This window comes from Vibrio sp. Y2-5 (assembly GCF_014596725.1).
Classification (GTDB): domain Bacteria; phylum Pseudomonadota; class Gammaproteobacteria; order Enterobacterales; family Vibrionaceae; genus Vibrio.
The window spans coordinates 219,149-233,696 of record NZ_JACVEG010000002.1 but is presented as its reverse complement, the minus strand read 5'-3'; the positions used below and the strand labels follow the sequence as shown (position 1 = coordinate 233,696).

At 43.1% G+C, this 14,548-nt stretch carries 11 protein-coding genes; 7 read left to right on the top strand and 4 right to left on the bottom strand.

All coding sequences use genetic code 11. The annotated features are described in order from the left end of the window. Positions 1-36 precede the first annotated feature (36 nt). Entirely contained in the window at positions 37-933 is an 897-nt protein-coding gene (locus HUO09_RS06200) for a LysR family transcriptional regulator (RefSeq protein ID WP_188233371.1), read from the bottom strand. 85 nt (positions 934-1,018) lie between these two features. Here HUO09_RS06200 and HUO09_RS06195 point away from each other — a divergent pair, with 85 nt between their 5' ends. Next, positions 1,019-2,287 carry an anaerobic sulfatase maturase gene (locus HUO09_RS06195; protein ID WP_188233370.1) on the top strand — a complete coding sequence of 423 codons (1,269 nt, stop codon included), beginning with the start codon at positions 1,019-1,021 and terminating at the stop codon, positions 2,285-2,287. Between the two features lie 24 nt (positions 2,288-2,311). After that, positions 2,312-4,696, top strand: a complete 2,385-nt coding sequence (locus HUO09_RS06190; protein ID WP_188233369.1) for an arylsulfatase — start codon at positions 2,312-2,314, stop codon at positions 4,694-4,696. Between the two features lie 113 nt (positions 4,697-4,809). Here HUO09_RS06190 and HUO09_RS06185 read toward each other — a convergent pair whose 3' ends face one another. Then, positions 4,810-5,703 (bottom strand): LysR family transcriptional regulator, encoded by an 894-nt coding sequence (locus tag HUO09_RS06185; RefSeq protein ID WP_188233368.1) that lies wholly within the window; start codon positions 5,701-5,703, stop codon positions 4,810-4,812. A gap of 124 nt (positions 5,704-5,827) precedes the next feature. On the opposite strand from HUO09_RS06185, the gene HUO09_RS06180 reads away from it, so the two are divergent. After that, positions 5,828-6,373, top strand: coding sequence for a carboxymuconolactone decarboxylase family protein (locus HUO09_RS06180; protein ID WP_188233367.1), 546 nt, complete (start codon positions 5,828-5,830; stop codon positions 6,371-6,373). Between the two features lie 261 nt (positions 6,374-6,634). Here the strand turns inward: HUO09_RS06180 and HUO09_RS06175 are convergent, their stop codons facing one another. Both HUO09_RS06175 and licT read right to left on the bottom strand, forming a co-directional pair. Continuing rightward, positions 6,635-8,566, bottom strand: coding sequence for a beta-glucoside-specific PTS transporter subunit IIABC (locus tag HUO09_RS06175; protein ID WP_188233366.1), 1,932 nt, complete (start codon positions 8,564-8,566; stop codon positions 6,635-6,637). A 5-nt stretch (positions 8,567-8,571) separates the two neighbouring features. Further along, the gene (gene licT, locus HUO09_RS06170; RefSeq protein ID WP_188233365.1) at positions 8,572-9,426 is read right to left on the bottom strand and encodes a BglG family transcription antiterminator LicT; all 855 of its coding nucleotides are present in this window, start codon (positions 9,424-9,426) and stop codon (positions 8,572-8,574) included. Positions 9,427-10,095: 669 nt separating this feature from the next. On the opposite strand from licT, the gene HUO09_RS06165 reads away from it, so the two are divergent. The 4 genes from HUO09_RS06165 to bcsQ all read left to right on the top strand — a co-directional run bounded on the left by HUO09_RS06165 (position 10,096) and on the right by bcsQ (position 14,543). Beyond that, positions 10,096-11,514, top strand: a complete 1,419-nt coding sequence (locus tag HUO09_RS06165; RefSeq protein WP_188233364.1) for a PTS transporter subunit EIIC — start codon at positions 10,096-10,098, stop codon at positions 11,512-11,514. Between the two features lie 36 nt (positions 11,515-11,550). Then, a complete protein-coding gene (locus tag HUO09_RS06160) occupies positions 11,551-12,957 on the top strand; it encodes a glycoside hydrolase family 1 protein (protein WP_167412510.1) in 1,407 nt (468 codons plus the stop codon). 408 nt (positions 12,958-13,365) lie between these two features. After that, entirely contained in the window at positions 13,366-13,740 is a 375-nt protein-coding gene (locus HUO09_RS06155; RefSeq protein WP_167412508.1) for a hypothetical protein, read from the top strand. Then, positions 13,740-14,543: a cellulose biosynthesis protein BcsQ gene (bcsQ, locus tag HUO09_RS06150; RefSeq protein ID WP_188233363.1), complete on the top strand. Its 804-nt coding sequence runs from the start codon at positions 13,740-13,742 to the stop codon at positions 14,541-14,543. Before HUO09_RS06155 ends, bcsQ begins: the two co-directional genes overlap by 1 nt. Positions 14,544-14,548 lie beyond the last annotated feature (5 nt).

Sequence of the window (14,548 nt, the reverse complement as noted above, 5' to 3'; positions counted from 1 at the left end):
CATTCACCCAAATGTTTCTTCTATCGTACGACGAAATCATTTTATCTCAGTGTGTTGATAGCACTCCTTAATCATTTTGAAAATCAATTTAATGAGCGGATTCGATCTTTCGGTTTGTGCGCAATAAAACGTGTAGGCGATTTCAAATTGGGCATCATCTGGATAAGAAATAATGGAAAATTCTTTTCCCAAATAGCGGGTTGGAGACTGTAAGGCTATCTTTGAATGCGTCGCTACTTGCAGCGCAAACTTCATTTTATCAACGCGAATTTTATACTGCAGTTCACCACGATGCTCGGCGGGGAGTATTTGCTCAAAACGGTAGTTAAATTCATTCCAACCAGGTGCATCGACAAACACAAATGGAATGTGTTTCAACGTTTCCCAATCATTGACTCCGTAATCTTGGTGCATCGCAGCAACAATATGATCGACTTTTAAGGCTTTTTGATAAATATCTTGTGATATCTGTTCGTTCCACAGATGAACGCCACACAGAATATTGCCGTCTAACATTTGCTGTAAGCTACGGCTATTCCAAGTGACAAAATTGAATTTAGCTTGAGGAAAACACTCGACAAGCTTTGGATACAACTCATCAAGTAACAAATCGTATTCTGCATCGGTGATAGCAATGGTGATGAGCTTATCGTAATCGTAGGGGGAAAACTCAAGCGGCTTACTCACTACATTAATCAATTGTAAATAAGATGATTCAAGGTCGGAGTAGATTTCGTTGAGATAATGAGACGGTTCAAAACCATTTTGAGTTTTCACAAAAAGAACATCATTAAATTCTTTTCTCAGCTTTGACAGATCTTTGCTGACCGCACTCTCTGATTTCCCCAAAATTTTTGCTACTAAGCGCATGGTTTTATTTTTCTTTAATAAAATTAGCACATTAAGTAGATTCAAATTGATGTTGCTTTCCATTTTGTCACACCTTGTATTACTAACATGCTTAGATTGCATACTCTATACTCCGCATTCGTTTATAGCAACAAGGTATGAGACAGATATGACAACGTTCAATCTACTTGATGTCGAATCTCCAAAATTGCAACTTCCCAAATTGACTCATGATATGTATCGCTTTCATGCGGTATCTAAGCCAGCGGCTTCGCGCTGTAATCTTGATTGTAGCTATTGCTTTTACTTGCACAAACAAACTCTGCTCGAACAAAGTGTTCACGCCAATATGAGTGAAGAGGTTTTAGCACGTTACATTCAGCAGTATGTTGAAGCGCACACTGGTGAAGAAGTGGTCTTTACTTGGCAAGGTGGAGAACCGACTCTTATTGGACTTGAGTTTTATCAAAAAGTCGTTTCCTACCAAGCTCGCTTTAAAAAGCCAAATCAAACCATACTCAATGACCTGCAAACCAATGGCATTTTACTCAACGACGAATGGTGCGAATTTCTCAAAAAACATAACTTTTTGGTAGGCATTTCCATTGATGGGCCGAAGGCTCTGCATGATAAACACCGCGTTAATCGAGCGGGGAAATCCTCGTTTGGCAAAGTTATGGCTGCGATTGAGAGACTAAAGCGCCATCAAATTCCATTTAATGCTCTTTGTGTCGTCAATCAAGACAATGGTGCGCACCCACTTGAGGTATACCGCTTTCTACGTGATGAAGTTGCGGCGAACGTGATTCAGTTCATTCCATGTGTTGAACCCTCTGACTTTACTAAAACCGCCCCTCAAACTTGGCGTGGTGAGCAGTTAATCCAATTGGGTGAAACAAACAGTCGTTCTTCTCACATACTTCCTGCTGGTTTAACCGATTGGTCGGTTGGTTCAGTTCAATGGGGGGAGTTTTTAACCACGATTTGGGATGAATGGTTTAACCAAGATTTTGGCCAAGTGTTTATCGACCAGTTTGAGAACGTGATTTCGCAATTGTTTGGGTTTGGCGTGCAAAAATGTGTGTCGGCGGAGTTTTGCGGCAAAGCGGTGGCTATAGAGCATAACGGCGATATCTATTCGTGTGACCACTTTGTCTATCCGCAATATCGCCTTGGTAACATTGCTGATACTCACATCGGAGACTTAGTGTTTTCGGATAAGCAAAAAGGGTTTGGGCGTTCAAAAACCGCCAATCTTCCGAGCGATTGTCGTCAATGTTTCTTTCTATCTTTGTGCTTTGGTGAATGTCCTAAAAATCGTTTTACCAAAGCTGCCAATGGCGAACCTGGGCTGAATTATCTGTGTTCGGGTCTTAAAAAGTTTTATAGCAAGGTGGTAAATCATCAGGCTGCTCTTCAACGACGTCTCAGTTTCTGACGTCCCAGTTCATAAGGATACGATATGAAAACAAAGGTAAAACCGATAGTTGCTGTGACTAGCTTACTGATAGCTTCAGCGAGTTATGCAGCACCAGCACAGAAAATTGATCGCACGATACTGCCAATCCAATCAGAAGCTCAATTTAATGGAAAAATTGGCACGACCTTCGATCAATCAAAGTCTGACTACCCACAACCTGTTAAAGCTCCAGAAGGGGCGCCAAACGTTGTTGTTATCTTGCTTGACGATTTAGGTTTTGGTCAAGCGGGTACCTTTGGTGGTTTGATTCCAACACCGAACATCGACAAATTGGCAGCGCGCGGTGTGACTTATAATAACTTCCACACGACAGGTATCAGCTCGCCGACTCGCGCAGCATTGCTAACTGGACGTAACCACCATCAAGTGGGTTTTGGTACTATCTCCGAGTTGTCAACGGGCTTCCCGGGCTATAACTCCATTTGGCCTAAGTCGGTTGCAAGTATTGCAGAAGTGTTGAAAGACAATGGTTACAGCACCAGTGCTTTTGGTAAATGGCACAATACCCCTGACTGGGAAACTTCGTCAGCTGGCCCATTTGAGCAGTGGCCAACAGGACTAGGTTTCCAACATTTCTATGGTTTCCAAGGTGGTGAAACCAGTCAGTGGGAGCCGCAACTCTTTAACGATGTTACTCCAGTTGAGATGACTAAAAAACCGAAGGACGGTTATCAGCTCAACGAAGACCTCGTAGACCAGAGCATCGCTTGGATTGACCAGCAAAAATCGATTAACCCAGATAAGCCTTATTTCACCTATTTTTCACCAGGTGCAGTACACGCGCCACTTCACGCGCCTAAAGAGTGGATTGAGAAATTCAAAGGCAAGTTTGACATGGGGTGGGATAAATACCGCGAAGAGGTATTTGCTCGCCAAAAAGCCATGGGAATCATTCCGAAAAACACTAAGTTAACGCCAAGACCAAAAGAGATAGAAGCTTGGGATAGCCTAAGTGCCGATCAGAAGAAACTATACGCCCGTCATATGGAAGTATTCGCCGCCTTCCTTGCTTATACTGACTACGAAGTTGGCCGTTTGCTGGATAAAATCGAATCTATGCCAGACAGCGACAACACCATGATCATGTATATCGCTGGTGATAATGGTGCGAGTCCAGAGGGTTCAGTCACCGGTACTACCAATAACATGATGACGCAAAACGGTGTGCCCGATACCGTAGAAGATCAGTTGAAAGTTATTGACGAACTGGGTAGCGAATTGCATGAAAACCATTATCCAGTGGGCTGGGCATGGGCGGGTACCACTCCTTTCCAATGGATGAAGCGTGTACCTTCTCACTTTGGTGGAACACGTAACGGCCTCGTGGTTTCATGGCCTGCTAAGATTAAAAATACGGGTACTATTCAAAGTCAGTTCCACCACGTGGTGGATATTACGCCTACTATTTTGCAAGCCGCAAACATACCAGCGCCAACCTCTGTTAACGGTGTGAAACAAAAGCCGATGGCTGGCACCAGTATGATGTACACGTTTAATCATCCTGAGGCGGAATCTAATCGCCATGTTCAATATTTTGAAACAGGTGGTCACCGTGCGATTTATAAAGATGGCTGGGTAGCGGCATCATTCCATGGTGTACCTTGGCAGCTAAGCAGTTCTCTGGGTTTCAAAGATTCGAAATGGGAACTGTATAACGTCAAAGAAGATTTCTCTGAAGCAGTTGATTTGGCAAAACAAAATCCAGAGAAACTGCAAGAGTTGATTAAAGAATTCGATAATCAAGCGAAAATCAATGAAGTGTACCCACTTGATGACCGCTTTACTGAGAGAGCGAGTACACCTGACCGTCCTTCTATCACCAGAGGTAAAACTCATTTCAGTTATACGGAGAATGTTACCCGTGTCCCTGAGGGTTCTGCACCTAAGCTCTACCAACGAGATCATAGAATCGATGCCTATGCCACTGTCGATAAAGGAAACAAAGCGAATGGCGTATTAATGGCGATTGGCGGTAGTTCTGGCGGTGTGTCTTTGTATGCCGACGATGGAAAATTGGTTTATGGTTATAATTTCTTTGGTAAGAGTTATTCAACCATCGAATCTAACATGACTATTCCTTCTGGCACGGTGAAGTTGTCTGCAGTCTACAAACAAGAGCCATTTAAGTTCTTGAAAGACTTTAACGGTGGTAGTGTCGATCTTTACATCAACGACCAAAAAGTGGGGTCGGGTAAAGTAGAAAAAGCAGTACCTGTGCGTTTCTCAGCAACAGAAACTCTCGATATAGGCGTTGACCTCGGCGCAGCAGTAATGCCAGCGTACCGTGAAAAAGCACCGTTTAAATTTAATGGCAAGATTGAAAAAGTTGATGTTGAAACCGCACCAACTCAGCCAATAATTAAATAAGCTTTATATTCATTATTGATACTCAAATGCCAACCTAAGGGTTGGCATTTGTATTTTTGGTAAGGACAGGATGGAAGTTATCTCAGTTTGAGAAGACTATTAACCTATGCTCTTTATTTTAATGACTCGCTTAATCGCATTTTTGCCAGTTCAATAAATGAACTCACTTTTGCATTCGAGTGACGTCGTTCTAAATAAAGAATGTTGACTGGAAGTGGAGACGGCTCATATTCATTAAGAATTCGAATGAGGGAACCTTTCTTCAGTTGCTCCCCAACTTGATAGGACATTAATCGTGTAATTCCTAATCCATTTTCGACTGCTGCTAGGGCTGTGCCATTTTGCGAACAGTATAACCGTGGTATTACCTTTGTATTTTCTTCCCTTCCCGCTGAATTAAAAACCCAAGTTGTAGATGCTTCCACCATTGATGCTTGAACTATTTCATGGTTTTCTAAATCGGAAGGGTGTTTGGGCACTCCATGTTTATCAAGATATGAAGGGGAGGCGCATACAACTTTTTGTACGTGTCCTACTTGGGTGGCATATGAACTAGAGTCACTGAGTTTTCCTATTCTAATAGCAACGTCCAATCCCTCTTCAAGCATATTACTATTACGGTCAAAAAACTCAGCGCGTACAGTGACTAGGCTATTTTTACGCAAATATTCTGTCAGTATCGGAGTGATATGTATTTGCCCGAATAACACTGGTGCAGTAATAGATAAGACTCCACTGGGTTCACTATATTTACCCGCTACAGATGATATCGCTGAATCTACGTCTTCTAAGATTCGTTTAGCATCTTCAAAGAAACGCATGCCAGAATCCGTAAGGCGAACAATTCTGGTCGTACGATTGAGCAAACGTACTCCTAAAACAGTTTCAAGATGGTTGATAGAACGAGTGACTGCCGGAGCAGAAATATTTAGAGTTCGACTCGCTGCCACAAAACTACTTTCTTTAGCAACTTCCACGAATATTCGCATCGCTTCTAGTTTATCCATTTGCTCAGACCTTATCTCTATTGTTGCAAATAATGTAATAGACAATTAATTCTTGGTCTAATTATTTCCCTATCTTCAAGTTGTAAGATGATTTCGACAATTTGAAAGCAAATAGGAGCTGAACATGTCACGTATTACTACCCCTGCATCAATTACTGCTGCACCAGAGGCATCACACGCATTATTGGATGCTGTAAACAACTTGTTGGGCAGTGTGCCAAACCTTTTCCGTATCGTAGCAACTAGTCCAGAAACACTGGAGGGCTATTTAGGGCTGAATGGTTCTCTTGCTAAAGGTAAGCTCACAGCGCAAACTCGCGAACGTATTGCACTTGCTGTGGCTGAAGTGAATGGCTGTGATTATTGTCTTGCCGCGCATCAATACCTTGGTTCTAACTTAGCTAAACTAAGTGCAGATGAAATTGCAGCGAACCGCAAAGGTACTTCAGAAGATGGAAAAGCAGCAGTCGCCGTTCAGTTTGCGAGAAAAGTAACCATCAATCGTGGCAAGGTGACAGATGGTGACTTTGAGGTTGTTCGATCTGCTGGTTACAGTGATGCCGAGATCGTTGAAATTGTGGGTCATGTTGCTTTGAATACTTTGACCAACTACATCAATGAAGTCCTTGGTACGGAGATCGATTTCCCTGCGGTTGACACTTTGAACTAAACAGAGATTTCAAATAGATATCAGTGTTTCTACTGTTTTGATATTGGCGGTCATTTTTGAATGACCGCTTTTTTGTGTTCAATAACTCTTCATTATATTTATAGGCTTTGTTGCCCAATTCAGATACACCCAAGTCAATATTGTGCCGTTGGTATGCCGACCTGCTTACGAATCCGGTAAAGCAGTGATCGCTACTCAGCACATTCTAATTGAGGGTCGAAAGTTCTTTTCGATGTTATAAGCTCAATCTTTCCACAATTTCTATACGATCGTTAGTAGTGTTTCACCGCTTTTTACATGGGGTGTGCTGGTGGCGATAACATCTAAGTAATCATCACTATTGGTGACCAAAATTGGCGTGGTGCTATCGTAGCCCAGAGTGCTGAGTAACGGCAGATCGAATAGTATAAGGGGTTGCCCTTGCTTGATTTCTTCACCAACAACGACCAATAACTCAAACCCTCTACCGTCTAACTTAACGGTATCCAGACCTATGTGTATTAGCATTTGAATCCCATCATCGCTTTGCAATCCAATAGCATGAAGGGCTTTAAATACAGATACGACTCTGCCATTAAAAGGCGCGCGAAGTTCGCCTTCCTCTGGTTTGATTGCTATGCCTTGCCCCATGATTTCGCTGGCAAAGGTTGGATCTTCAACCTCGGTAAGAGGAACCACTTGTCCTGTTAGAGGGCTGGCTATTTGTAAGTGCTCTTTGCTGATTTGATCGTGGCTAACATTATTATTGGTTTGTTTAGGTTCGGATGCAGATGGTTTCTTCTTTTCAGTTTCTGTGGTTTCTGAATGGACTGTTGCTGTAAGCATTGGGGTAAAAATATAGGTAAGAACCGTTGCACAGACCAAGGTAAAAATGGTTGCCAGAATGCTAACAATTACTGAATCATCAATACCCGTCGGAGGCACAATTTGAACGATGAGAAATAGGCCGGGCATCCCCAAGGAATAAGCTTTGGCCTGAAAATAAGCCACAATGCTGGATCCTATTGCCGCTGATAAACAGCCAAAAATAAATGGCCATTTAAGAGGAAGGTTAATACCGTAAATGGCGGGTTCCGTCACACCAAACACCGCAGTTAGCGCTGCTGTACCCGCATGACTCTTTTTCTTCTGTCGTCGGTTTATCAACAGAACGCCAAGGCACCCACCGACTTGTCCGAACGCGGCTGGAAGCAGTAAAGGAGGGAGCACATCATAGCCATTAACTGCGATGTTATTCATCATGATAGGGACAAAGCTCCAGTGAATACCAAAAACAACCAGAACCTGCCACAAAGCCCCCATGATGAAACCGGCCACTTCAGGACTAAAATGATAGAGGAAAAATACGCCTGATGAGAGGGCTTTGGCAACCACTGTGCTAAGCGGGCCTATCACTAGGAATGTCAGTGGCACGGTGATAATTAGGCACAATAGTGGTGTTAGCCACTTGGCAAAAGAGTCTGGGGCTTTTTTAGCAATCAAATATTCCAGCCAAACATTAAACCAGATGGCAAATAAGATAGGGATAACAGAATTCGAATAGTTGATGAACTCTACTGGCAAGCCTAGGAAGTATTCTTGTTCTGTTTCCATTGCAGTGACTTTCTGCGAAAACAACCCACTGACATGATTATTGATCTCTGGGTGGACTAGGGCACAGGCAATGGTGATGCCAAACAAAGGATTTGTACCAAAGTGTTTTGAGGCGGAATAGCCCAAGAGTATAGGAAGAAAGAAAAACACAGCATCGGAAGATGAAAAAAGAATGCGATAAGTGCCACTATCCACGTTCATCCAACCAAGGCTAACCAGCAGGAAAAGGCTTCCCTTGAGAATACCGGCTACACTGAGCAACCATAATATTGGGAAAAATATATTGGTAATGGTGTTAATAACATTGGTCATATGGTTGGGAATACCAGTGCCTTCTGATGTTTCAAGCAAAGGTAATATGGATTGATACAGCTTTTCGACGTTGGAACCAACAATTATTTGGAACATTCCCCCCGAATGTATTACCGAAATAACCTCTGGAAGTTTGTTAATCTCCTTTACCGCATCGGTTGGAATATGTCGGAGTTGGAAACGCAGGCGTGTTGTGCAGTGAGTGACTTGCTGAACATTAGAAGCCCCTCCGACCCGATCAACGATTTGTTCGGCCAGATGAGTGAGATAATTACTTGGGGATGTCATATGTGTCATTCGCTTGAAGGTGCGGCGCGGCGTACCCGTTCAACATGGATGGTCAGGAACATCATTTCTTCAGAAGTCATGGCATGGCTGAATTTTTTATCTACATAGCGGCTAATTTTTTCAACACATGAGAAAGCCGTCGGGTATTTGCTGCGTACTGTTTTAAAAAGCGAGTCGTCGTCCTCAGAAATCGTGGTCTGATGAATAAGCCGATGGACGAAAAACTTTAGATGAGTGACCAATCGACGAAATTCATCGCTATCCTCATTCAAATCCAGACCTAAGTTGTATTTAATCATTTGCACAATGTCACGAATCAAATTGGTGACACTAATGGTGTTGTTCATGTCCTCATTAAGCTGAGCATTAACCAGATGTAAGGCGATATAGCCCGCTTCGTCTTCAGAAAAATTAACGCCCGATGCCTTTTTCAGTAGCGTTAATGCTTCTAAACCAACTTTGAACTCCAAGGGGTAAAGCTGTTTAATTTCCCATAACATTCCATTTTTAACCACCATGCCGTTACGTAATCGTTCGATAGCAAAATGAATGTGATCCGCCAAAGAAATTCGAATGCTGGGATGCAACTCCCCAGTGAGCGTATTTTCGGCGAGCTCTACGATGTGCTCTGTGGCTGCAAGCAGTTCAAGAGGTATATTTTCTAACAACTCTCTATAACGGTTATCGATGTTATCGTCGTCACTTTTTGCGAGGATGAATATTTTTTCAATTTTGTCTTCAGGGATTTCATCATTAGGTTTCATCTGAAATCCAATACCACGCCCCATGACAACGACTTCTCTTTGGTTATCGTCAGTAGAGATAAGAACATTATTATTTAATACTTTCGATACACGCATAATATTTAAGTTACTAGACTATTTTGTATGGAAAAAACCAAGCTGGTCAGACGCTTTATATTTTGTCCTAAAGCTTAGGTTTACCTTTTAATGATTATGACAACTCTGTCATTTGGGCACAGCGTATAGCCCCCATCTTTTTTGCATCTTTGTAGAAGCAGGTTAACGTGAGAATGGCTACATACGGTTACCAAAATAGTTCGAAGTAGGGTCATTTTTGATAGGGACATCATAATCTCAGTGCTTACAAATGAGTATAAACTCCTCATTGGCACCGGTTACAATTGTGATGTTTATCGCTATTTGTTCAGTTATTCATCGTGTGAATCTGATCCAATTCACGTTTGGTTTGTTAGTCAGTTGATCTGAAAAGACGCTGGGCTTATTGTCCACACGAACAACGTCGGCAAGGTTGTTAAATAGACACCTTGTTACGTCGAAATGGATTGTTATCGCAAACGCGAGCAAAACCTGACTTAGCTTACCTAAGGTTTACTTGGTGAGTGGTCAGGTTTTTTTATACATAAAATTCAGGCTAATTATCGTTTTTCGGGATTGTTACCGCTATAGGGCAAAACCCGAGGATACCCAGATGTAATGCATTTTGGGGTCCTCGGGTTTTTTTATGTCTGCCAGCCAGCAATACCCATCTAACAAAAGGGCATAGTTATGGCATATCAACAACTTGCAATCGATATTATTAAAAGTGTCGGCGGCACCAGTAATGTGGCGAATGTTATGCATTGCGCAACTCGCTTGCGTTTCAAGCTCAATGACAGCGCGAAAGCGGACAAGGAACAGACAAAACTACTGGATGGTGTTATCACAGCAGTAGAGAGCGGTGGACAGTATCAGGTTGTGATAGGTAATCACGTCAATCAGGTCTTTAAAGCGGTACAGGCCGAGATGGGTGGCGACACGGGTAATGAACAAGAAGATAAGACGGAGAACAAAGGTAAAGAGGGACTATTGAGTACCTTTATCGATTTGATTTCTGGAATATTCACTCCGCTTTTAGGCATTATGGCTGCGTCAGGTATTCTCAAAGGGGGATTAGCTTTGGCGATTGCTGCAGGCTGGACGACGACAGATAGCGGTATTTATCAGTTGTTGTTTGCTGGAAGTGATGCTCTGTTTTTCTTCTTTCCCGTTGTTCTTGGTTATACCGCTGGTGCGAAATTTGGCGGAAGTCCATTTGTCACTATGGCGATTGGTGGGGCACTCGTACATCCAAGCATGATTGCGGCGTTTGGCGCTTCTCAGGCTCCCGGTTATGAAGCGTTGACGTTTTTAGGTATGCCAATCACCTTTATGAATTACGCTTCTTCGGTTATGCCTATTATTTTTGCTGCTTGGGTATCGTGCAAGTTAGAAACGGTTTTCAATAAATTGCTGCCAAGTGCAATAAAGAACTTCTTCACGCCTCTGTTGTGCATTGTCGTTACCGTTCCTTTGACTTTTCTCGTTATTGGCCCAGCGGCAACACATGCGAGCCAACTTTTAGCTCATGGTTATGAGCTTGTCTACGCTGCAAGTCCTGTTTTAGCAGGCTTAGTGATGGGCGCATTCTGGCAGGTTTTCGTTATCTTCGGTCTTCATTGGGGCTTTGTTCCTGTTCTGCTTAACAACCTTGCCGTCTTGGGTTCTGACAGCATGATGCCACTGCTGGTTCCTGCTGTACTTGCTCAAGCGGGTGCTGCATTTGGTGTCTTCTTAGTGACCAAAGATATGAAGCTGAAAGCCATTGCTGGTTCTGCAACCACTGCTGGGCTATTCGGTATCACTGAACCTGCTATCTATGGCGTAAACCTGCCGAAGAAGCGTCCGTTTGCTATTGGCTGTATTTCGGGAGCAATTGGGGCTGCAATCATTAGTTACTTCAGTGTCCGTATGTATTCGTTTGCGCTACCAAGTATTTTAGTTTTCCCACAAGTCATTCCCCCAACTGGTGTTGATTTAACGCTGTGGGTAACCGTTTTCGCTTCCATGCTTTCCATTGTTCTAGCGACGGTTTTAACCGTACTGTTTGGCAAAGTTAACGATGCCAATAAAGACGCCACACACGCAGTTGTAACGGCCAGAGCGTAACGGCAACCCAAACCAAATTTTAAAGGAGATATATTCATGAGTTTTAGTTTTCCAGAATCATTCCTATGGGGCGGTGCCACTGCCGCAAACCAAATTGAAGGTTCACATAATAAGCATGGTAAAGGTCTGTCTACATCCGATGTTCAGCCATTCGGTGCCTTTGGCGAACTGGTATACCGAGAAGAAGGTGATTTCAATATCAAGGACGTAGCGATCGATTTCTACAATCGTTACGAGGAAGACATCGCTTTGTTCGCAGAAATGGGGTTTACCTGTTTGCGAGTGTCTATTGCTTGGAGCCGAATCTTCCCAAATGGTAACGATTCTGAGCCGAATGAAATGGGTTTAGCCTACTATGATCGCGTGTTTGACGAGATGGCTAAGCACAACATCACTCCGTTGGTCACCATTTCTCATTATGAAATGCCACTGAACCTAGCGGACAAATATCAAGGCTGGGCGAGCCGTGAGGTAATTGGTTTCTTTGAGAACTACGCCAAAGTACTGTTCAAGCGTTACAAAGATAAAGTCAAACTGTGGCTAACCTTTAACGAAATCAACGTGACGTTACACGAACCGTTTACGGGCTCTGGTCTTCCTCGTGATTGCAGTGAGCAGACACGATTCCAAGCGATTCACCATCAGTTGGTGGGTAGTGCAAAAGCGGTGAAAGCCTGTCACGACATCATCCCAGATGCCAAGATCGGCAACATGATTTTGGGCGCGATTCAGTATCCGCTCACTTGTAAGCCTGAAGATGTCATGCATACGCTGACTCAAAACCGTGAATGGCTGATGTTTGGTGACATTCAGGCGCGCGGTTACTACCCAAGTTATATGACACGTAAATTCAAAGAGTTGGGCGTAGAACTTAACATTACCGAAGACGACACAGAATCTTTGAAAGAAACCATCGACTTTATTTCTTTCAGTTACTACATGTCAGGATGTGCGAGTACTGATCCAGGTGAAGCCGAGAAAGCAAGTGGCAACATGCTGAATATAATTGCCAATCCTTATCTAGAGGCTTCGGAGTGGGGCTGGCAGATCGATCCAGTAGGCCTGCGTTACTTACTTAATTTCCTCTATGATCGCTACCAATTACCTTTGTTCATTGTAGAGAACGGTTTAGGTGCTAAAGACCAGCTGGATGAGAACGGTGAAGTGATCGATGACTACCGTATTCAGTATTTGAATGATCACCTTTATCAAGTCGGTGAAGCGATTCAGGATGGTGTTCAAGTGATGGGGTACACCTCATGGGGACCGATTGATCTTGTCAGTGCGTCAACAGCACAAATGTCCAAACGTTACGGCTTTATTTATGTGGACAGAGATGACCAAGGCAATGGTTCTCTAGAGCGTAAACGCAAGAAGAGCTTCCACTGGTACAAATCGATTATCTCTTCTCGAGGAGAAGCTCTGCAAAGTCCAAAACAGTAAATTTAGTTCCCCCATCGGCTCACCGGAAGCTCCTGCTCCGGTGGGTTTCATTTAAAGCCTACTAATTAATGAGTTACTGTCAGGAAGGAAATGGTTAGAGTGAGTATAGGCTTCAACATGATATAACCTTTTTACTGATGAATGCAACCGGTATCATAGCAGCCAGTTTGGCATGATTGTGTGACCTTTCCGTCAAGTCAAGCTGATGCTAGTTTACTGATACAATTGACATTTTTCGAGATTCTTCACCTTTCTGGATAGGCATTGATCTACCGATTTGTTCGAAATTTGATCTCTTAATGAGTTTTTTATTTATAATTTAGACGGATGACTCAAATTTGAGACATTACTTCCATTGATATGTTGGCATAATGCGCGCTTTGAATATTTAAGTGTGACGGAAGCAACTTGGACATCTATGACGACCTAGAGCGTTTTAAGCAACAAATTCAGCAGAATACCCATTTTCAGCAGTTTGAATTGTCTCGTGGTTACGAGATGGCTAAGGCTCATTACGCTATTTTTAATCAGTTAGATGAGCGCTTTTCTGCTCAAGCACAGGATTGCGCACATTTGGACCATTTGAACGGTATTGATGCAGAACACTTAACTTCGTTTGATGCGAGCCTTATTACCAATCGAGTAACCGAGAAAACGTCAGAAGCTTCGATTTTCGACTCAGTATCAAAAATCTCATCTAAGCAGTCGTTAGAGCGTTTATTGCATTCTGCAGGGTTGACTCAAGAGCGTGAAAGCACATTTGTCATAGCGGGGAATGAGTAATGCCTTTAATTGCTGTTTATTCCCCAAAGGGCGGTACAGGAAAAACAACACTTGCTGCAAACCTTTGCCATTCTTTGTCTACAATGGGTCTTAAAACTGCGGCGGTGGATCTTGATCCACAAAATGCGCTGCGTCTACAGTTTGGTATCCCACTCGCGGATACGTCCGGTTATGTGGCTTCTGCCAGCGAGTCTGCGATGTGGAGTAAGCATTTACTTTCCACTCAGCATCATGTCTTTGTGTTGCCTTATGGTAAGACGACGATTCAACAACGTTCTACGTTTGAGATGAGCTTAATTCGTGAACCTTCTTTTGTTACTCGTGGTTTACAAGAGTTGCTGGCTCAACCTGATCTTATTGTTGTCGCGGACTTACCTACTGCAAATATCTACGCTTTACAGTCATTGCTTCCAAAAGCGGATGTGGTTGTTACACCACTTCTGGCTGATACCGCCTCTTTGTCGTTATTACCTGTCGTTGAAAACCTCTTTGCCGACATTGCAATGCAAGAAAATGCACCGGATTCCTTTGTGGTTATCAATCAGGCCGATTACCGCCGTAAAGTCAGCAAAGACGTTGAAGGTTATATTGTTCAACGATTAAACGACACGGTTATAGGTATTGTTCACCGCGATGAAAGTGTGGTTGAAGCAAATGCTGCTCAACAGTCGATTACGTCAGTTAACCACGCTTCTGTTGCGGCTTTTGATATTGAAGTCATCAGTAAAAAACTGGCTGAAAAACTGGGATTAGTGACCAATGATGGTTCAATGTTCTCCGCTCCAGCCCCACATCACATTTAATTAGC

Coding starts and splice junctions, on each gene's coding strand:
- HUO09_RS06200 (WP_188233371.1), bottom strand. CDS start 933: ATGGAAAGCAACATCAATTTGAATCTACTTAATGTGCTAATTTTATTA.
- HUO09_RS06195 (WP_188233370.1), top strand. CDS start 1,019: ATGACAACGTTCAATCTACTTGATGTCGAATCTCCAAAATTGCAACTT.
- HUO09_RS06190 (WP_188233369.1), top strand. CDS start 2,312: ATGAAAACAAAGGTAAAACCGATAGTTGCTGTGACTAGCTTACTGATA.
- HUO09_RS06185 (WP_188233368.1), bottom strand. CDS start 5,703: ATGGATAAACTAGAAGCGATGCGAATATTCGTGGAAGTTGCTAAAGAA.
- HUO09_RS06180 (WP_188233367.1), top strand. CDS start 5,828: ATGTCACGTATTACTACCCCTGCATCAATTACTGCTGCACCAGAGGCA.
- HUO09_RS06175 (WP_188233366.1), bottom strand. CDS start 8,566: ATGACATCCCCAAGTAATTATCTCACTCATCTGGCCGAACAAATCGTT.
- licT (WP_188233365.1), bottom strand. CDS start 9,426: ATGCGTGTATCGAAAGTATTAAATAATAATGTTCTTATCTCTACTGAC.
- HUO09_RS06165 (WP_188233364.1), top strand. CDS start 10,096: ATGGCATATCAACAACTTGCAATCGATATTATTAAAAGTGTCGGCGGC.
- HUO09_RS06160 (WP_167412510.1), top strand. CDS start 11,551: ATGAGTTTTAGTTTTCCAGAATCATTCCTATGGGGCGGTGCCACTGCC.
- bcsQ (WP_188233363.1), top strand. CDS start 13,740: ATGCCTTTAATTGCTGTTTATTCCCCAAAGGGCGGTACAGGAAAAACA.